This window comes from Methanooceanicella nereidis, assembly GCF_021023085.1.
GTDB lineage: Archaea > Halobacteriota > Methanocellia > Methanocellales > Methanocellaceae > Methanooceanicella > Methanooceanicella nereidis.
This window is the reverse complement of sequence record NZ_PGCK01000005.1, coordinates 156,559-175,931: the sequence shown is the minus strand read 5'-3', so window position 1 is coordinate 175,931 and position 19,373 is coordinate 156,559. Positions and strand designations below refer to the sequence as shown.

At 47.1% G+C, this 19,373-nt stretch carries 17 protein-coding genes; 13 read left to right on the top strand and 4 right to left on the bottom strand.

What is annotated here, in order from left to right:
* The first annotated feature begins 720 nt into the window (after window positions 1-720).
* From CUJ83_RS07805 to CUJ83_RS07775, 8 genes are all read left to right on the top strand, one after another.
* Window positions 721-999 carry a hypothetical protein gene (locus tag CUJ83_RS07805; RefSeq protein WP_230741734.1) on the top strand — a complete coding sequence of 93 codons (279 nt, stop codon included), beginning with the start codon at window positions 721-723 and terminating at the stop codon, window positions 997-999.
* A 14-nt stretch (window positions 1,000-1,013) separates the two neighbouring features.
* Window positions 1,014-1,919 carry a SynChlorMet cassette protein ScmC gene (scmC, locus tag CUJ83_RS07800; RefSeq protein WP_230741733.1) on the top strand — a complete coding sequence of 302 codons (906 nt, stop codon included), beginning with the start codon at window positions 1,014-1,016 and terminating at the stop codon, window positions 1,917-1,919.
* A gap of 57 nt (window positions 1,920-1,976) precedes the next feature.
* Window positions 1,977-2,651: a signal peptidase I gene (locus tag CUJ83_RS07795; protein WP_230741732.1), complete on the top strand. Its 675-nt coding sequence runs from the start codon at window positions 1,977-1,979 to the stop codon at window positions 2,649-2,651.
* Window positions 2,629-3,858: a nucleotidyltransferase domain-containing protein gene (locus tag CUJ83_RS07790; protein WP_230741731.1), complete on the top strand. Its 1,230-nt coding sequence runs from the start codon at window positions 2,629-2,631 to the stop codon at window positions 3,856-3,858. Before CUJ83_RS07795 ends, CUJ83_RS07790 begins: the two co-directional genes overlap by 23 nt.
* A 408-nt stretch (window positions 3,859-4,266) precedes the next feature.
* Window positions 4,267-4,461, top strand: a complete 195-nt coding sequence (locus CUJ83_RS15685; protein ID WP_255668421.1) for a GxxExxY protein — start codon at window positions 4,267-4,269, stop codon at window positions 4,459-4,461.
* 95 nt (window positions 4,462-4,556) lie between these two features.
* Window positions 4,557-4,748, top strand: coding sequence for a GxxExxY protein (locus tag CUJ83_RS15895; protein WP_369423951.1), 192 nt, complete (start codon window positions 4,557-4,559; stop codon window positions 4,746-4,748).
* Between the two features lie 259 nt (window positions 4,749-5,007).
* Window positions 5,008-5,766 (top strand): hypothetical protein, encoded by a 759-nt coding sequence (locus CUJ83_RS07780; RefSeq protein WP_230741730.1) that lies wholly within the window; start codon window positions 5,008-5,010, stop codon window positions 5,764-5,766.
* 258 nt (window positions 5,767-6,024) lie between these two features.
* Window positions 6,025-6,834 carry a polysaccharide deacetylase family protein gene (locus CUJ83_RS07775; RefSeq protein WP_230741729.1) on the top strand — a complete coding sequence of 270 codons (810 nt, stop codon included), beginning with the start codon at window positions 6,025-6,027 and terminating at the stop codon, window positions 6,832-6,834.
* Here the strand turns inward: CUJ83_RS07775 and CUJ83_RS07770 are convergent.
* The 4 genes from CUJ83_RS07770 to CUJ83_RS07755 form a co-directional block, all read right to left on the bottom strand.
* Complete coding sequence (locus CUJ83_RS07770) at window positions 6,828-7,781, bottom strand: NAD-dependent epimerase/dehydratase family protein (protein ID WP_230741728.1); 954 nt, start codon at window positions 7,779-7,781, stop codon at window positions 6,828-6,830. The two genes, CUJ83_RS07775 and CUJ83_RS07770, sit on opposite strands and share 7 nt — an antisense overlap.
* A gap of 701 nt (window positions 7,782-8,482) precedes the next feature.
* Window positions 8,483-9,460, bottom strand: coding sequence for a PT domain-containing protein (locus CUJ83_RS07765; RefSeq protein WP_230741726.1), 978 nt, complete (start codon window positions 9,458-9,460; stop codon window positions 8,483-8,485).
* A 174-nt stretch (window positions 9,461-9,634) separates the two neighbouring features.
* Complete coding sequence (locus tag CUJ83_RS07760; protein WP_230741725.1) at window positions 9,635-10,492, bottom strand: hypothetical protein; 858 nt, start codon at window positions 10,490-10,492, stop codon at window positions 9,635-9,637.
* 11 nt (window positions 10,493-10,503) lie between these two features.
* Complete coding sequence (locus CUJ83_RS07755; protein WP_230741724.1) at window positions 10,504-13,011, bottom strand: TIGR04279 domain-containing protein; 2,508 nt, start codon at window positions 13,009-13,011, stop codon at window positions 10,504-10,506.
* A gap of 247 nt (window positions 13,012-13,258) precedes the next feature.
* Between CUJ83_RS07755 and CUJ83_RS07750 the strand changes: the two genes are divergently transcribed.
* Genes CUJ83_RS07750 through CUJ83_RS07730 form a run of 5 tightly spaced genes read left to right on the top strand, consistent with a single transcriptional unit; the run spans window position 13,259 to window position 19,361 of the window.
* Complete coding sequence (locus CUJ83_RS07750) at window positions 13,259-13,528, top strand: DUF8044 family membrane protein (RefSeq protein ID WP_230741723.1); 270 nt, start codon at window positions 13,259-13,261, stop codon at window positions 13,526-13,528.
* A gap of 35 nt (window positions 13,529-13,563) precedes the next feature.
* Window positions 13,564-15,939 carry a DUF4129 domain-containing protein gene (locus tag CUJ83_RS07745; RefSeq protein ID WP_230741722.1) on the top strand — a complete coding sequence of 792 codons (2,376 nt, stop codon included), beginning with the start codon at window positions 13,564-13,566 and terminating at the stop codon, window positions 15,937-15,939.
* On the top strand, window positions 15,936-16,925 hold the full coding sequence (locus CUJ83_RS07740) for a DUF4350 domain-containing protein (RefSeq protein ID WP_230741721.1): 990 nt from the start codon (window positions 15,936-15,938) through the stop codon (window positions 16,923-16,925). Before CUJ83_RS07745 ends, CUJ83_RS07740 begins: the two co-directional genes overlap by 4 nt.
* 9 nt (window positions 16,926-16,934) lie before the next feature.
* A complete protein-coding gene (locus CUJ83_RS07735; RefSeq protein WP_230741720.1) occupies window positions 16,935-17,903 on the top strand; it encodes an AAA family ATPase in 969 nt (322 codons plus the stop codon).
* 9 nt (window positions 17,904-17,912) lie between these two features.
* Window positions 17,913-19,361, top strand: coding sequence for a DUF58 domain-containing protein (locus CUJ83_RS07730; RefSeq protein WP_230741719.1), 1,449 nt, complete (start codon window positions 17,913-17,915; stop codon window positions 19,359-19,361).
* Window positions 19,362-19,373: the final 12 nt, after the last annotated feature.

The window sequence follows — 19,373 nt, the reverse complement described above, 5'->3', positions numbered from 1 at the left end:
TGTGGTTGTACCTGTCGGATGGCAGGTAGATACTAACCTCACAGAAACACAGAAACACAATTTTTTTTATAATTTTAAGGTCTCAAAGGCACCAAAAATTCACTCACAAAATCTCTGAGGCTCTAGTATCACCGTCAACGCACTAACGTCCCAAACGCTCGACTCAACGCACCAAATTCTCTAATACACTAACGCTAAAACAAACCCCGAACCTCCCCAAGGCACGAAAATTCAATATCCCGGTTTCGGTTTCAATTTAACAAAAAGGAAAAAAGTCCAGGATGGCATCGATAAAACGAAACGTCAACCGGGCCATTAAACTTTCGTGCCTTGGAGAATGTTCGTGTCTTGTTTTAGCGTTGGTGAATTTGAGAGGTTAGTGCGTTGAGCCGAGCGTTAGAGGTGTTAGAGCGTTGACGGTGATACTAGAGCCTTAGAGGTTTAGTGAGTAAGTTCTTAGAGATTTCGTGCCTTAAAAAAATCATTTAAAAATTTTAGTGTTTCCGTGTTTCTGTGAAATTAGTATCTACCTGCCATCCGGACAGAATAACCTAAAATAAAACCCCAAAAAGAACTAAAAATGTTTAATCTTCATCTTTATTTAAACAAAATTTATATACGGCCTGCGTTGTAAGTATTATTTGAATAGACCTTACCTTTGATGCATTGTCCTCAAAGAAGATGTGGTGTGGTAGATAAGGGTATAGACGTGGTTATCCTATGGGGAAGCTAGTTTACGAAAAGCCGCAGCTGATAAAGTTCAGTGACGTAGTCCTCGGCCAGTCCGGCGGTTCTCTTTGCCATAACGGCATAAGCAATCCAGGCGGCATCTGCAATACCGGGAATACTAATACGTCCGGAGGATGCAGCACAGGTCAGAATAACACGACAGATGGATGCGGAGTAGGACAGGCTAACAAGACTTTCGGATGCGATAACGGGCAAAGCAATACCGGGCTTGGCGGCTGTACCAATGGCCAGGCGGCATTCGGAAGCTAAATGCTTTTATTGATATGAGATCTTTCCTTCTACGATTAAGTAACGGCAGGTCCTGGCGGATCATACCTACAAAAACTACCATCTCTTGGGTGGAAAGATTCGCGTCAATAATGCGTCTAAAGGCATGCGGTCCGGATGAGGACGGCATTAATATCTATTTTATAACCGATGATCTTGAAAAATTTACATCAGATAGTCTTGATCCAAAAAAATATGATGAATTACCCTGCTATCTACCCGGAAACGGATGGAATTACAGCCAGATCGGGCTAATAAAAATATGGCAGCATGAAGACGTACCCGACATAATATGTGCTGTTGATTATAAGGAAGAGTATCACGAGCCCGATATAATCCTTATCGCGAATTTCCTGTCATTCTTCTATAATAAAAACTTAAAGGCAGGATGTCTTCCGTTTCACGCCGGCCTTGTAGAGCTTAACGGCAAAGGCGTATTGCTCACAGCCCCTTCGAAGACCGGTAAATCCACATGCTGCCGCCGCATTCCTTCGCCATGGAACACGATCTGCGATGAGGAAGTATTGATAGTCAGGGATACCGGCAGCGGGCGTTATCATGCGCATCCTTTCCCCACATGGAGCGATTTTCTGGAACGAAACAGCCCCGGCACATGGGATGTTTCCCGTCATTTTCCCGTAGAAGCCATCTTTTTACTCGAACAGTCCAGGAAAGATGAAGTCATTCCTGTCGGGAAAGGGGCGGCGGCTTCCGTTATCTACAGGTCGGCCATGGATGCATGTCACCGTTACTGGGTAAATCTTAGTAAAAACGATGCACGGTCTCTGAATGAGGCGATATTCCATAACTCATGCGAAATAGCAAAAGAGATCCCATTATTTAAACTTCGGGTAAGCATATCCGGAAGGTTCTGGGAAGAGATAGAGATAGCAATTTTTTAATACTAATAAAGATAACTTATAAAAATAGAATTACATTAATATAAGGGTTTTGGGGATATGGTCAGGGGACGTGTAGATTTAGGTGTTCCTGTAAACAATCTGGTGTACGTAGGGAAGAGCATGTATCCCACTTTAAAGGATCTTGACATGCTTTGCGTTATACCTTACATTAACAGGGGCATCAGATGCGGGGACGTAGTCGCATTTTTTACGCCGGACGAGGGAAAAAAGGTGGCGCATCGCATTATCTCGATCACCGACGAGGGGATCAAGACGCGTGGCGATAACAACGCCTATGTTGATAAATGGGTGCTCAGGCCGAATAACCTGATAGGACAGGTCGTCTTCGTTGAGCGAGGCTCAAAGCTGGTAAAGATATCCGGCGGCCTTCGCGGAGGCTTATCGTACCTGTGGCACAGGTTCATTAAATTTTCCAAAGCGTACGTGTTCTATGTAGTTTACCGGATAAACGGCATATGGCCCGCGCTATTAAAGAAGGATATGGCCGGACAAAAGGACATGTATGTCCTGCATTTCAAGCGCCCCGAAGGTATGGAGATGCAGCTGTTCATGGGTAAAAAGCTTGTGGGCAAGCGTCTTCCCGGGGCCGAGAGCTGGAGAATATTCAGGCCATATGATCTGTTCATCGACGAAGAGTACCTGGATAGACACAACTCTCTAAAAGGATCTTTCATGAGTTCGGTGTGTTATGGCGATAACGCTGTCCAGTGAAGGTAACGCCGGTCATGACACTCTGAGCGAGATCAGAAAGATCCATGATGTTTTCCAGCTGCGTAACGGCCATATTGACCCTCTGGAAAATTTTCCTGACGGTCTGTTATCATATCTTATAGCCATTTTAAAAGATAGTGAGCCGGTCCTACCGGATATTTCCATGAGCGAGTGGGTTCGGTTCGCCGTATTCTTACATACTCACGGCATAGCCCCGCTGGTCTACAAAAATATATACTCGCTGCCCGCCGAATTACAGCCTCCTGAGAATATTGTGAACGTATTAAGAATGGATTTCCTTAAGAGCAGGATAAGCTCGGATCAGGCAGGGAGGCAAACAGGACAAATTCTCGATGCTTTTAATTATGAGGAAATAGACCTGTTACTTCTAAAAGGTCCCGCATATGCCCGGTCAATATATTCTGACACTGCTTTGAGGGCAAGCGGGGACATTGACATTCTCGTCCGTCCTGAAAACGTCATTCGTTCTCGCGAAATTATGGAAAGCCTGGGATATGCATGTGTGGAAAAACGGTTCGAGGTATCTAAAAACGGTTATTGCGAAGAGATATTCTGTCACGATGACCTTTCCAGGTATCGCCCTGTAGAGGTTCACTGGAACCTTTACACGTTCAACATGGTAAGTAAGAACGTGGACGTCGGGCAGCTTTTCGACAATGCCGTAAATGTAAACTCTCAAGGTCTCTCCTTCAAAACATTATGCCCGATAGACGCGCTGATACATGCGGTCAATCATCTTGTATACAGCCACGGGCACAGCATACGGCTCAACTGGATATATGACATTCGCCTTTTATGCGAGCAGATCACCGGTAATGATGATTGGGCCGCAGTACAGGAATTGAGCGTGAAATGCGGCGCCAGGCTGGCCATGGAGAAAGCTTTGACAATGACGCATCTCTGGACCGGGCTAAATATACCGCCAGAATTCATCGATCTTTCAAAATGGCCGGAGCCTTCGGATGATGAATGTAAGGCATTTTCGTATGCGGCCAAAGGCGGCACTGTGGAAAAGATCAGGCTTATAGTCCCTGAAAACGCAAGCGTCATGGAAAAGACTCGCCTGTATTACAGGATGATATTCCCGTCGAACGGCCTGGTAAAGATCACAGACCCGACTTTCGACGACAGGCCTTCTTATGTTTCACATTTTAAGCGGTGGCGCAGGCTGATCCGTAAAATATGAATATTAAGATCATACCAGTAACAGTATTTTTATGAGAATAATATATGGTTGTGCCTGTCGGATGGCAGGTAGACACGTAATCTCACAGAAACACGGAAACACTAAAATTTTTTATATGATTTTTAAGGCTCAAAGACACCAAAAGTTGGCTCACGAAACCTCTAAGGCTCTAGTATCACTGTCAACGCTCTAACAGCTCGAACGCACGGCTCAACGCACCAACCTTCTCAAAGTCACCAACTCTAAAACAAAGCCCGAATATTCTCCAAAACACGAAAGTTTAATATCCCGGTTTGTGTTATGCATTAATTGTCGTATGATTGTTCTCCTGTTTTTTTGTTTGATGGATAAATTTATAATACTTTATTGCAAATAATAGCAAATTAGTATTGTTTTGTTAAGGTGATCATGATGGAAAGAAAATATGATAAGCTGCCTGATATCGTTGAAACAGCAGCAAAATATACTGTGGATTCGGCTTACACCATCCATAAAAGGCTTGGGGTCGGGCTGCCTGAAAAGACCTACGAGAGATTCATGGTAAAAGAACTAAGAAGCAGAGGATTCAATGTCAAGACACAAATTAAGATACCAATAGTGTAGGCGGTATTGTATATGATGATGAGTATTTCATCCTGGACCTGCTGGTCGACGACTGCCTGGTAGTGGAGTTCAAATCCACGGACCTGGTTTAGCCTATACATAAAGCCCAGTTACTCAACAACTTAAGGCTTAGCGGAAAAAGACTCGGTCTTCTTATAAATTTCAACGATCAGAACATTGGAAGGGGGATAACAAGAATACTAAACCAGGACCACACCAAATTTTTTACAACACAAACCGGGATATTAAACTTTAGTGCTTTGGAGAATGTTCGGGCCTTGTTTTAGAGTTGGTGACTTAGAGAGGTTAGTGCGTTGAGCCGGGCGTTCGAGGTGTTTGTGCGTTGACAGTGATACTAGAGCCTTAGAGATTTCGTGAGTAAATTCTTAGAGAATTTCGTGCCCTTAAAAAATCATATAAAAAATTTTAGTGTTTCCGTGTTTCTGTGAGGTCACGTGCCTACCTGCCATCCGTCAGGCACAACCATATAGATATAGAAGAAAATTCCAAAATATTTAACATCTCTCCGCTCTCCTTTATAGTCATATGTTGATCATCGGCATTCGCGCATTACTGGATAACGACGAACCTATTCTTCTCTCGCAGTTAACCGACGCCAGGAAACATTTTCCCGGTGCAAAGATCGTACTGGCAGTCTGCGGCGATGATCCGTCCGAAAAAATAAAAGGTCTCTGCGACAAAGTCCTTTATTACAGCCAAAAGCCGTCAGGCCTTACAGAGCCGCTAAGAATAATCATCGACCACGCCAAAGAGCATAATGCCAACGAGCTCATAATCACTGACGGAGACGATCAGTTCTATTTCTCCGAAATACGAAGATTATATGAACTCGGAAAAAGTTCCGGGTACGATGCCGTCATACCAAAAAGGGTCAGAAAGTCCCTGTTCTTCCAGGACGGCAACTACGACAGGGTCCTGGTCGAAGACTGCGAAAACATACTTTTCAGAAAAGCATATCCCAACGGCATAAAAGACCCCCAGCCAGGCGTAGAAATAATGCTTAACCGCGATACGATATCATGCCTCTCGATGGAGAACGTGCCCTGCTGGATCGGCGACATAGTCATAACATACCTGCTCCTCTACAACAGGCGCACGATAACGGAGCCTGAAATAAAGACCAGGGAGCAGTCAAAGACGCATATGAACGTAGAAAGGGAATTTGAAAAGATCAGCCAGATGCAGAATTATTTTGGTATAAATATCGATGAGGCTATTCCTGAAGGTAATTTATTAGAAATATATGAAATTTTTGGGAAAAATTTTAAATCTGATAAGAATTAACAAATTAAAGTCATGCATCGGATAGAAGTGCTGTTCCTGAGAACGAGATATATTATACTCCTTATGATACTCGTCATATTATTAGGCGTGGCACTCATTTTACATCTGTAAGACGATTCTTTTCAATAGGTAATTTCTTGACTATCTCTATCATCAATGATAACGGCTAACGCAACTCATTTTAAGTAAAATTATAATGTATAGAACACTTATTGTTATAATAAGTTTAATATATAAATAACGTTATAAATCATTTATATGGAAGGGCTTAAACACCTTTTGCCTGATCCAAAATACCTCGGTGTCATTCTGATAATAGTTTTCGTGACCTCTGTCACTGTTTTTTCAGTGAACGGGTCTCTTTTCGACATAAATGGCAATGGCAAGCCTGGTGTGGTCATCACTTTCGACGATAACTACGTTAGCGACTGGTATGCCATCCGCGACATGCTAAAAAAATACGATGCAAAAGTCACCTTTATGGTATCCGGTTTCGATGATCTCAATACGTCCGACATCGAGAAATTAAAGGACTTAAGAAAGGACGGGCATGAGATCGGGTGCCATGGGCTGGACCATGTCCATGCCGATTGTTATCTGGCGAACAATACGATCGAAGAATATCTGGACGCAGAGATACTTTCGGCTATCGGCGCCATGAACAAAAAAGGGTTTTTCCCGAGGAGCTTCGCATATCCGTATGGCTCCCATAGCTCTCAGACCGATGCTGCGCTGCTAAAATATTTTAAGCGCTTAAGGGTGACGACCGGCTCCAACATCGATAATATCAAGGACGCGAACGAGGCATACTACAAGTTCAACGGCGACAGGGTCGTAGCGTCAGTTTGCATAGATGACAGCGAGGATATAACGACCGAAGAGATCCTCGAAGGGCTGCAAAGAGCTAAAGAGCACAACGAGACGGTCATATTTTTCACGCACCAGCCAATAAACTATACTGTCGACAACAGCACTGAAAAAGTCATATCCTACGAGAGGCTCGAAGCAGTGCTAAAATATGCTCATGATAATAACCTGACGTTTTACAGGATGTCAGATCTCTATTGAGCGTCGGTCGATTTGGCCTGATTCATCTTTTTGAATTCTATCATATCAATTAACCCGTCCCTCAAAGCGACTTTAGGCTCATATCCCAGCAATTTTTTAGCCCGCGAAATATCTGCATAACTATACTTAATATCCCCCGGCCTCTCTGCCAAAAATTCCGGTTCCAGGCCCGGTTTACCGTAAAGCTCTATAACGGTCCTTGCAAGCTCGTCTATCCTGGTAATGTTGCCGGTACCGCAGTTAAACACTTTACCGACAGCGGCCTCTTTCTCCAGCATCAGCATGACCATATCAACTACGTCGTGCACGGAGACAAAATCTCTGGTGGCGGAGCCGTCGCCGAAAATTATCGGGTTCATCCCTGAACCTGCCCTGTCGATGAATTTAGATATCACTCCGCTATAAGGGTTAGACGGATCCTGCCTGGGGCTGTAGATGTTGAACGGCCTTATGGCGGTCGAAGGAAGGCCATATATCTTATTGAATGCCAGCGCGTATTTCTCCCCTGAAAGCTTACTTACGCCGTACGGGGACATCGGGTCCTGCGGGTGTGTCTCGTCGACGGGAAGCCTGACAGGGTCTCCGTACACTGCGGCGGAGCTAAAGTACACGAATCTCTTTATATCGCTGTTCCTGGCAGCGTCAAGCAGGTTCAGCGTGCCTATAACGTTATTTTCCGCGTCAAAAAGAGGGTTTTCAATAGAATAGGTGACAAATATCTGTGCCGCGCAATGGATCACAGCGTCCGAATCTCTCATCAGCTCTTCGACGGTCTTTTTATCCCTGATATCGCCTTTGACGAATTTAGCCTTTTCCGGGCATATATTGACGGTCGATGACATGTTATCGAGTATTACGACATCATGGCCGTTCCCGAGTAATTCTTCGCATAAATAAGATCCTACCTGGCCGAGACCGCCCGTAAGAAGGACTGAGAAGGACTGCATCATTCTATAATAAGTTATGAATAAAGTTAAATCTTTCTTATTTATGGTCCTTCAGCATGTTCGGGATGATGGCTGTTGTTTCTTTTCGGATGGCAGGTAGACACATAATTTCACAGAAACACGGAAACACTAAAATTTTTTATATGATTTTTTAAGGGCACGAAATTCTCTAAGAGTTACTCACGAAATCTCTAAGGCTCTAGTATCATCGTCAACGCACTAATGTCCCAAACGCCCGGCTCAATGCACTAAATCCTCGAATTCACAAACGCTAAAACAAACCTCGAACCTCTCCAAAACACGAAAATTCAATATCCCGGTTTCGGTTTCAATTTAACAAAAAGAAAAAAAAGTCCAGGATGGCATCGATAAAACGAAACGTCAACCGGGCCATTAAACTTTCGTGCCCTTGGAGAATCTTCGGGTCTTGTTTTAGCGTTAGTGACTTTGAGAGGTTAGCGCGTTGAGCCGGGCGTTTGGGACATTAGTGCGTTGACGGTGATACTAGAGCCTTAGAGGTTTAGTGAGTCAACTTTTAGTGCTTTGGAGACCTTAAAAATCATATAAAAAATTTTAGTGTTTCCGTGTTTTCGTGAAATTACGCGTCTACCTGCCATCCGACAGGCACAGCAGATAATACTAAAGGTCCATAGCACTCGGTAAATGTCAAAATAAACACGGGGATTCCGGATCCCCGTATCTTATTTTTTCCTCTTCATCATTATATCGACGATGATCGCTCCGAACGCGAACAATGTCAGGATGATAAATATAGTATTTATCGTCGGCCAGGTATTTTCGGTCGTAGTACCATCCTGCGTATCAGATCCTGAGATCATCATTACCAGCCAGCTAATGAAATCCGATATGGGATTACTCTGGCCTTGTTCAGGCTTTTTCTCCAGCACTATGGATGGCGTCGGGCTCGGTATGGCCGTAGGTTCAGCCGTCGGTGTTATGGTCGGTTTATCTGAAGGCACGACCGTAGGGCTGACCGTCGGAGAAGACGTCGCCGTCGGGGTTGCCGTGATGACCGGAGTCGGCACAGGTGTCGGAGTGGCCGGAGGGGTCACTCCAAGATATACTAAGGCAACTTCCATGCCGTTCTGCTTTACACTATATACGGCTGCAGGCAAGCCGCCGGTGTCAAGGCTGACAGAAAACTTCCCGTCCGCATCCGCGCTTACTTTCTGCGATGCTTTCACGGACATACTGACAGACTGAGATGAGCCGTTAGAGATACCCGATACTACGATGTTATATTTTCCTCCGGGAACATTACTCATGCTAAAAGAGCCGCGATTGTTTGAGACACTTCCAGTCATCGAATATCCAAGGCCCCCTGCCCAGGAAGGCCCGCCGGTAACGGTCAAAGTGTCGACAGGATATGTCGATATGCTCATGCTGTTGGATCCGCCCGGTATGTTCACACCGTTGAGGCTCTTTTCATAACGCTTATTATCGCCGGATGTCCACGTATTCACGCTTATGCTTGCAGAGACCTCCATGGTAACTAAGGAGTTTGGCCCGCTCTGGCCGCTATATGAAATGACGTCTCCGGGAGAGCCCGATAGTATCTGAACGCCTGCGGCACTCGCGGTGAAAGAGAATATTGGCAGGCACGATATGCCGATCATCAGTACGGTGATAGCTGCGAGAAATTTAATTGATCTAAGCAATATGGACATCCCCGGTCGTAAACAGAACATTACGATTTTTTCTGAATAATTAAAATTAATTTCTCCTTTTTTACTTCTTATACTTTTACATTAGCATTATATTTCCATATAAAATACGCTTTAAATGTTTAGGAAATAAAAGAAAAATAGTGGAGTGATCATACTCCACTGTCTTTATTTACCTCTTCTAGCCAGCACCAGGAAGTAGAATATCGTTATTGCCATCGCAAAGAGCGTCAATATGCCCAGTAATATGGTCCAGGTATTGATCCCTGTCTGCTCGGTCACTGGTGTAGGCTCAGGCGTCGGTGTCGGTGTAGGCTCAGGCGTCGGTATCGCTGTCAACACTTTTACCAGAGTAAATGTCGATGTGAACCCGTTCGGAGAGTTTATCTCGAACGAGACTTCCTGTCCGTCAGTGCTGCCCGATGGCCTGACTTCTATCATCTCGTAACTGCCGCCTGCATTTCTCAGGACGTAAAATTTATCGCTGCTACCGTAATTCTTTATCGGCCCGGGGATCTTGACGGTCAGCTTAGAAGTGCCGTGAGTTACGTCCCAGCCGTTATCGCTCTTCGCATTTACCTCGGCTACTGCCAGGACTTTCGGATCGATGAACCCTTCAGGCAGGCTTGCACCCTCCGGGGACTTAAAGGCGATGTCAATGATCGGATTGACCGGCTTTCCGTTCAGCTTCGCGTCAATTACCATCTCATAGTTGTATCCGTTATCCCACCCGCCTTGCTGTACGTGCAGCCGTATATCGCTGGCGGATATGCCTTTGACCGTACCTATGACTTCGCCTGCGCTGTTCAAGACCATTATCTCGTAAGGCTGGAATACTGGCGGTGAGTAGTCATATGAGCTTCCGCCGCTCGAGCTGGGCGGAGTCGAAGTGGCTTTAGGCACTGGTGTCGGTATCCCCGGCGGTATGTCGCCGGGATCTATAGCTACTGCGCTATCCATTATTGAAAAGACAAATAATAGAATAATGGCCGCGGCCATTATGACTCTTAATGAATTTTTACCCATCTCGTTTCCTCCTATTCGATCTTTACCCAGTACCCGTAACCCGCTCTGAGGGTAGTCAGGCTTCCCTGCTCGTAAACGTCAGTCTTTGTCGTGAAGTATGACCATCTGTTATTTGCGTCAGGCTCCAGGCTGTCATATTCCCATACCATTTTTGCGCTGCCGTAGACGTCATGCACGTTACGGTCCGTCAGTGTCGGGTTCCCCACAAGGTTCCAGCCCGTGTTTAAAATTACCGTATCTTCTTCAGGCAGGACTCCCTGTAGTGTAAGGTCCATGGCGTAGTAGCATTTTACCCAGTAGCCCAGACGCTCATCTATGGATGTCAGTGAGCCCTGTTCGTAAACGTCAGTCTTTGTCGTAAAGTATGACCACCTGTTCGCAGGATCGGTCTCGGAACTGTCGTACTCCCATACCATGGAAATGTTATTCATCGTATCTCCGGGGAACACGCTGTATATGCTCTTATTGTCGAGGATGACCGGTATGGATACCAGGTTCCATCCCTGTTTAAGGTTCAAAGTGTACGTTGTGATACCCAGGTACATATCGGTCTGTTCCAGGGCTGCCAGCCTTCCCGTGTCCCTTTCGATCACTGCGCCTATCACGACGTATCTTCCCTGTGGCATTGATGCCTTTGTCTGCAGGACCAGGTCCACGTTCTCGGTATTCTCGGTGGTGCCGAACACCATCGCGATGTCCGAGGCGTTTATCTCGTCGAAGAACATGTCCTTCAATTCAGAGATGCTGGTGTCCGTGCTTATCATTTCATGCGTCGCGAGGCCGTCGATGTAAAATTCCCTGCCCTCCGAAGACATCGTGAACTTTTCTATCAGGCTGAAGCCGTTAAAGTCAAGCGTAGTTCCGCTGGCCGTGCCGTCCGTCGAGAGATCGAACGCGGCCGAATATTCCGATTCCGGTATCATGGCCGTGATATAGACATATTTCTTTGAGGGCGACACTGAAGGCGCCGGATCCAAAGACAGTGTGTATGTTATAGGGTCTCCGGGCATCGGGGCCGGTCTTTCAGGATTGATGACCTGTTCCATGCTCATGTCGTATTTCGCCACGAATATCGGCGCTGCGCTAATGAGAGAGGGTGTGTTAGGAAGGTTATAGTCCATTATGACAAGAGCGTAGTATCCCTGCGCCATATTGTTCAGCTCAGGTATGTCGTTACCATCTATCTCCAGGTCGCCGGTGCCGTTCGTCCTTAACCCTGTGCTTCTGACCAGCGAGCCGGATATGTCGGAAAATGAAAGTCCCTTTATACTTTGTTTAATCGTGCTCGCGTCCGTGAAGTCGATCTTATCCGAGATCAAAGTTAGGTCCAAAAGAGACACGTTAAAGTATTGGTAGCTCATGTCCGGGCTTCCCATGAAATACGCAGTTACGTCGTTCTCGCTGTCATTGCCTTCCACGTAGACCGGGTATGTCTCAAAAGGAATCTCACGATATGATTTCGGTGTCGCGTCGAGATCGATCATTGAGCCGGAAAAAGTATTCAGTCCGGGGATATACGATATTCCGCCGAATGAATAGTACTTATTGATGGCTGCCGGTCCCGAATAGCTGAATGTCGTATGCGGGAACTGAAGCTGGTTTCCCCCGTGCAGGAACGTCCAGTTTCCGTCGGTCGCGGAACTGCCCATGCCCGCTACCGCGAAGCCCGCTTCCATGCCGTTCCATTCCACTTTCATCCAGGCCTCGTTGTTATAATACGGCACGTATATGTCCCTGGAAAACTCGGAGACATGGCCGTTCAGGTCTGTCGCTACGATCTTTATGATATTCCTCATGCCGGGCTGCACGGTCATTCTGGCGCTTGAGCTTTCGCTTACCTCTGTGGAGCCTACGCCTGTGGCACTGTCTGATACATGGCCGTTAATATATACTGTGTATGAGCTTATGACGTCGTCGTCAATTATCATATATTCGAAGTATGCCGTTTCCATGTTCTCGAGATGTTCATCTCCGTCCCCCGACATCTCCTCCGGCTCATATATCCAGATCGCGGGTCCGTTATTCTCTTCGTCCGATATCACGTTGACGGTCGATATGCCGACAGAAGATGTCCCGGATGGCACGTTATTCTTTACGCCATCGTAGCTTTCGTACCAGGATGTCTCCCCGCTTATCTCGTATGTGCCGGATGCCGTTTCAGGTATCTTTACAAGATACTTGATCGCACCGCTGCTGACTCCGCTTAACGGGCTTGTTATGTTCCACTTAATTATGTTGCTCGCGGGATCCCTGGTGAATTTTTCCGTGCTTTCCAGGACCTCCCAGTCCTGCGGAAGATCCTCTTTGATAGTTACAAGATAGCTGGTACCTGTCACAGAATAGTTGACCTCTACTGTAAAGACATCTCCGGGCTCATATCCGGGAACACCCGGGGAAGAGCCGTTTATTATGCGGAAAGCGCTCACTCCTGAGATCGCTCCGGCGGTATTTGAAAATATGGTGATGACAATGAGTAAAGCGATTAAGGTACAAATGTATTTATACCGATAACTGGTCATTTAACCCCCCTCCTAACTAAATTATTAGGCTGATTATATAAAGTTAATCGTGCAGGGGTAAATATTTCCGCTGTAAATAATATTTTCTATCGGTTTATTTATTTATGTTTGTTTTGTTTACGGATTTTAAGTTAATCCCTTTAAAAATAATTTTACACTCTGGCGATGGATACTATTTTTCAATTTTTCCTAAAGTATTAAATCCGAAGATTAATTATAATATATTATAAGTAAAATAAGACCTTGAATGTTTACGAAGAGCCAGAAGTTAGTCTATGCATTTGCGTTATGGGTATTCGTTATCCTTGCGCTGCTTGCCGTGTTTCAAAGCCTGAACTATGAGTACTTCTTCGTGCTTTGTCTCATAGGTTTCCTTATCCTGGTGGAACTCTCCGGCCCTTTTACCACAAAGCCTAAATGGCGGTCGAGGGTAAATATCGTAATATTCATAGGACTGCTAATGTTCAGTTTCATAGTCATAAAGAAGGTCCTTGATATATTGGGTATCGGGATATAGCCTGGAATATCGGTCGTAAGGGGATGGAATAGCGTATGAAGGAAGCCTTAAGGTCAGCTGCATATATAGTGTTACTTTTTTCTTTTCTTGTCGCTTCCTTTGCCATGGCACCGTCCTCGGCCCAGGTCGTCCATGAGGATCCCGGTAACCTGACCTCTATAAAACAGGTTGACATGGATTATCGCATACTCATGGCGATGGCGGATATGTTCAACTCCATGGAGCAGATCGCTTCCTGCCTGAACAGCTCTGACTTCAACGGGGCCAGGCTAAATTATGACCGGCTCTCCGGGTCCTACGATAGTTTTAAGGCCCTCATAGAACGGCTCGACATGACTGATACGGAGTATGGCGACATCGTTAATATCGGGGACCTGGCGATGGAGGACATAAGGACCTTAGTGTTCGAGTCTGAAAACTATTCCGTTTATTATGAGAAGTACGAGGAAGCTCTACGTGACGATGACCGGGACGCCTATATCGCGTATGCCGTGAGCCTGCAGGAAACGTACCGGGAGATAAGCGAAGCGAACAGGAATGTTTGGGAGAACGTCACAGCCATAAAAGAGTCTGCGGAAAATATGGGCCATGACGTGAACCGCCTTTATTCCGATTTCCTTCTCGTCCTGGATGATTATCATGGCAAGCTGGAAGAGAGGGAGAAGCCCATCGACGTTCTTCTCGGCGGTACCCGGCTGGAGATATCCTCGGATAAAAAAGAGCTATCTGTAGGCGATGATGTGAGGCTTGATGCCGTGCTGACCGATAAGGACGGGCTTCCCGTGTCCGGCTCAAAAGTGAGCTTCTACGTAGAGAACAGGCTGGCGGGTACCGCGGTGACCGATCCCTCCGGGAGATGTTATGTCGTTTACCGGATACCTTTAACGATCTTCAAGAGTAATATTAAGGCATATTCCGAGTTCAGGCCGGAAAAGGAGGCACTGTCGCCATCCATAAGCGACGTCCTCGAGCTCAATGTCTCGGAGGAAAGCACCGCCCTTTCTATTAATGTCTATCCGTCGAACGCGTCCTATGGCGATACGGTGACAGTGTCAGGAATGCTTTGCACGGAGGAAGGTGCAGGTATCTTCGGCAAGCCTGTCAGGATATTTTTAAATGGCGTGCCATACGGCCCGGTGAGGACGGCTGAGGACGGGTCATATGTCTATTCATTAAATATAGGCCCCTACACACCGGGCGGGACATGTGAAATATATTCCGAATACACTCGATCTTATTCCGATGATATCCTGTTAGGCTCGACGTCCCGATATGCCTCGCTGGATGTATCCATGCAGGATTCAATATTGACGCTGGGCGATCCTGACGATATTTTCACCGGCGGGGATGATGCCCGTTTCGAAGGCGTGCTGAAGACATTCTCAGGACTCCCGGTCTCCGGCGCGAAGGTAAAGATATATGCCGACGGGGTCGTCACGGGGACCGGCACCACCGATAATGACGGCCGCTATGTCGTACAGGCCTCGATACCCTATAATATCCTGCCTGGAACACAGCAGATATACTCCGAATTCTCTCCGGGGCCAAATACTGCGGTGCATGGCTCAAAAAGCGATGTCTGCGAGGCGATATTTAAGGTGTCCGATCCGGCGGTCATGTTCGATGGAATGCCGCTGGTTTTGTTCCCGGAAGATACGCTGACGGTGAACGGAACTTTGCAAAACTATGATGGTAAAGCCATCCCCGGAAAACCGTTAAACGTGAGCTTTTCGGGCATTGTCATCGGTACGACGGTTACGGACGGGGAAGGAAAGTTCAACGTATCTTATGCCGTGTCCGGCGGCGATATTTCCGGTATCGGGAGAGTCGAGGTCTTTTTAGATGATGACGGCGGGCTGTTATCAGGCGGCGTGTATAATGGCGGCTTTTTACTTGTAATGCCTGTCGGAAAGGCCCAGGCTGCAATATTGTTCATTATCGTCCTGGCTGTCGTAATAGCTGCGGCAGCATGGTTCGGCGGTTTAAGGCGCCATATGCGTGACAGGTCGCGTGTCGTAAAGCCCGCGGTCCTGGAGCCGTTACCCGAGCCAGTATCGACGGAGGTCTTAACCACGTCCGGGTATGACTTTGATAAGAGCGTGGCCGACATTACCCGCCATATCGAAAGCGGAGATTACCGGGGTTCTATAAAGCTCATCTATGAGGCGGTGAAAATGCTTGCCGGGAAATACGGCTTAGAAACGCCGGATTCTGCGACCCACAGGGAGTTTTACCGTCACGTCGTACAGAAAGACATGTCGCTCGAGGAGCCGCTGAAGCCGATCATCTCCAGATATGAGGTAGTCAGCTATGGCGAGGGAGACATCAGCGAGGATGAAGCATACAGGGCGCTGGATGGCCTGAGGACTATCAATATCCTGATGGGCAGCGTTTCGGAGGATACCGAATGAAGCGGGTCACGCTTTTGCTCATCGTCGTCGCGACCATAGTGGTCCTGCTGTTCATAGGGAGGTTGTACGTCACCGAGAATGACTTTAGCCCTTCGAACCCCTTGTGGAACGGGATGGCATCACTGGCGTACAGCGGGCATGTTCGTCCGCTCTACACTTTAGACGGCCTTTCTTACTCCGGCAATGAGGATAAACTGTTGATCGTATCGCCTTCTGTGAATTATACCGATGCGGAATCGGCGATGATACTGTCTTTCATGAACGACGGCGGACAGGTGATCGTGATGGACGATTACGGCACGTCTAACAGCCTTCTCGATAAAGTCGGCTCATCGATATCCCTTGTCCAGGTTCCGCTATGCCAGGAAGAAGAATATTATAAGAGGCCGTCTTTTCCGCTTGTCACCGGCATACTGCCTTCGGGCGTGACGGATAACGTCACCAGTGCCGTGTTCAATCATCCGGTATCACTTGACGTAAAGGAAGGGGCCGAAATCATTGTGTATACCTCCGGCCTGGGCTGGCTGGACCTCAACGATAATTGTCTGATCGACGGCATCGAAAAATTCGGGTCGTATCCCGTCGCCGCCGAAATGATATATGGCAGCGGTAAGCTCGTTGTCATAGGCGACCCGGACATCATGATCAACAGCATGCTGGATAAGGGCGACAATGCTATACTCGCGTCCAACATCCTCGGCGGCGGGACAGTGTATCTTGACTCTTCGCACGGCCAGGAGATATCGCCTCTTGCCCGCGTATTATATGTCCTGAGACACGACTTTCTGGCACAGTCGCTATTCATTCTGGTGGTGCTCGCTACGGGTTACCTTTATATTCAGCGCTACCAAATAATACGACTATTCCGTAAGCCCGTTACGGAAGGGCCGGAAAAGATCGATGTTAAAGCTTCTATCGTAGATTATATGAGGTTAAAGCTTCCTCTGAAAGAAAAAGACCTGAGGGAGATCAAGAAAAAATTGTAGGAGATCCGAATGGCATTTGAAGTTAGTGAAAAAGTCCTTTACGATATGGATAGTTTCAAGACCATGGTCGATAGTGTCGTCGGCGAGGTCGGAAAGGTCATTATCGGTAAAGATGAACTTATTACGGATATTTTCATAGCCCTGCTGGCCGGGGGCAACATTATGCTCGAAGGCGTGCCCGGGGTGGCGAAGACCACTCTGGCCAAGACATTCGCTCAGGCCACCGGCCTGGGATTTAAAAGGATACAGTTCCTGCCGGACATAATGCCGTCAGATATCATCGGAGCATCGATATACAATCAGAAGATCGGCGATTTCGAAGTTCACTTAGGCCCTATTTTCACCAATATCCTGCTGGTCGACGAGATCAACCGCGCATCGCCGAAGATCCAGTCCGCGCTTCTTGAAGCTATGGAAGAGAAGCAGGTATCGATAGACGGTAAGACTGTCCCGCTGCCGCACCCGTTCATAGTCATTACCACCCAGAACCCCATAGACGTCATGGGGACTTTCCCGCTGCCGGAAGCCCAGATAGATCGTTTCATGTTCAAGCTTGATGTAGGCTATCCCTCGTTCGATGAAGAGCTAAATATCCTCAAGTCCAGGAACGGTGCCGCGCCCCTGAGTGCTGGAAAGGTTCTCACAGGGGAGAAGATAGAGGGCCTCATAGATGTCGTCAAGAACGTTCATGTGGACGATAAGATACTGATGTACATCAGGAATATCGTGATGGCGTCCAGGGAGCATGAAAAATTGCTGCTGGGGGCAAGCCCGAGGGCGTCCATATCCCTGCTCAAGGCGTCAAAGGCGCTTGCGGCGATGGACGGAAGGCATTATGTCATCCCTGACGATGTCAAGGTACTGGCTCCAAAGGTCCTTAATCACCGGCTTATATTAAAGCCCGAGTATGAGCTTGAGAATGTGACGTCAACGGATGTCATAGAAGAGCTTTTGAATACGGTCCCGGTCCCCACATGAGCTGTTCTTATGGAGCTTAAAGATAGCGCGGTCGTTGGTATATGCTCTTCTCTCGTATTTGCCTTTACCGGCTTTATTACGGGAGGGGCCCTGTTCTATGCCGCAGCTATCGTTATCGTCGCCATTATCTTCGCCGATCACTTATCGCTAAGGTTCCGGCTAAGGGACATTAAGCGAAATTTTACTGTCGTCAGCTCTTTCTCTAGCGGGCAAATGTGTCCGGGGGAGGAGTATAGTCTCGGTCTTAAAATAATGTATAATGGAAGGTTAAGGCACCACGTTAACCTATCGCTGCCCGCGGATCCTACTATCGAGATCGTCAGTATCACGGATGGCGATTTTTATTTTTACCCCGGGGCAGTCGTTGAACTGTCCGCGGTCTTCAAGCCTTTACGGCGCGGCAGCTTTAGCATGGGCCCGCTTCGCGTCACGCCCGCATCCACGTTCTTTACATGCTCCGGTACCGTGGGCGGAGATGCCATGCCGGTCATAGTAAGCCTTCCTATCGGCACTTCACATCTCCGGTCAAACAGGGTGCTCAGGGGAGCGAGAAAGTACGCGAGCCATAATTTCAGTAACGTCATGATCGAAAAGAACCACGGCTGTGATTTTTCAAACACCAGGGAATATGTCGCGGGCGATAGCGTTAAAAGTATAGACTGGACCAGGTCCGGTAAGTCGGGTTCTCTTATTATCAAGGAGTATGAGGGGGAGCGTTCGATGCCTGTCATGCTGCTTATCGATGCGGACTCGTCGATGGATTCCGGCGGAGAAGTATCCCAGCTGGATTCGGTCATCAGGCTGGCAGTCCCCATTATCAACGACCTTATCATGAACAATGATAAGGTGGGCATAGCTTGCTTTTCCCGGGATGACGTCGTCGGCTATAAAGCGCCTGGTATGGGCATGGAACATATGGCGGGCGTCAAAGATCTGCTGTCAGGCTTAAAAACCGTGGACAGCGGTAATGTTTTTCCTGCGAAAATGGCGACGCTGCATAAGGCCTCGGAATGTCAAAAAGCGTTCCGGGAGATAGATGGCCTCGGGATACTTGGCCCGGTCATCGAAGAGACTATAAGGGAGTATACGACGAACATAAGGTCGGACGGGTTCATGAAAGCGCTGATGAAATCGATGGGGTCCGTTAACTCGCCGTCCTTCCTCGTGATAATGACAAACATGTCCATGAGGCTCACGAGTCTCCTGAACGGTATACGCCTTGCAAGGTATTACGGGCATACAGTTTCGATAGTGTTGACGCCTTATATATGGTATGATGAAAAAAATCTCGCGGATTCCGAAAAATATTTTGATATATATAAAGAAGTAAAGGATAGTATACTAATTATAAAAGGTATGGAAGATGTCAGGGTCATCGATATTTGCCCCGGGGATACCCCGGAGAGCGTTATTTATCAGGCAAGGTCTTATGATCGCATGACAAATATTAGAAGGTGATGTTATTCCGGA

Coding starts and splice junctions, on each gene's coding strand:
- CUJ83_RS07805 (WP_230741734.1), top strand. CDS start 721: ATGGGGAAGCTAGTTTACGAAAAGCCGCAGCTGATAAAGTTCAGTGAC.
- scmC (WP_230741733.1), top strand. CDS start 1,014: ATGAGATCTTTCCTTCTACGATTAAGTAACGGCAGGTCCTGGCGGATC.
- CUJ83_RS07795 (WP_230741732.1), top strand. CDS start 1,977: ATGGTCAGGGGACGTGTAGATTTAGGTGTTCCTGTAAACAATCTGGTG.
- CUJ83_RS07790 (WP_230741731.1), top strand. CDS start 2,629: ATGGCGATAACGCTGTCCAGTGAAGGTAACGCCGGTCATGACACTCTG.
- CUJ83_RS15685 (WP_255668421.1), top strand. CDS start 4,267: ATGATGGAAAGAAAATATGATAAGCTGCCTGATATCGTTGAAACAGCA.
- CUJ83_RS07780 (WP_230741730.1), top strand. CDS start 5,008: ATGTTGATCATCGGCATTCGCGCATTACTGGATAACGACGAACCTATT.
- CUJ83_RS07775 (WP_230741729.1), top strand. CDS start 6,025: ATGGAAGGGCTTAAACACCTTTTGCCTGATCCAAAATACCTCGGTGTC.
- CUJ83_RS07770 (WP_230741728.1), bottom strand. CDS start 7,781: ATGCAGTCCTTCTCAGTCCTTCTTACGGGCGGTCTCGGCCAGGTAGGA.
- CUJ83_RS07760 (WP_230741725.1), bottom strand. CDS start 10,492: ATGGGTAAAAATTCATTAAGAGTCATAATGGCCGCGGCCATTATTCTA.
- CUJ83_RS07755 (WP_230741724.1), bottom strand. CDS start 13,011: ATGACCAGTTATCGGTATAAATACATTTGTACCTTAATCGCTTTACTC.
- CUJ83_RS07750 (WP_230741723.1), top strand. CDS start 13,259: ATGTTTACGAAGAGCCAGAAGTTAGTCTATGCATTTGCGTTATGGGTA.
- CUJ83_RS07745 (WP_230741722.1), top strand. CDS start 13,564: ATGAAGGAAGCCTTAAGGTCAGCTGCATATATAGTGTTACTTTTTTCT.
- CUJ83_RS07740 (WP_230741721.1), top strand. CDS start 15,936: ATGAAGCGGGTCACGCTTTTGCTCATCGTCGTCGCGACCATAGTGGTC.
- CUJ83_RS07735 (WP_230741720.1), top strand. CDS start 16,935: ATGGCATTTGAAGTTAGTGAAAAAGTCCTTTACGATATGGATAGTTTC.
- CUJ83_RS07730 (WP_230741719.1), top strand. CDS start 17,913: ATGGAGCTTAAAGATAGCGCGGTCGTTGGTATATGCTCTTCTCTCGTA.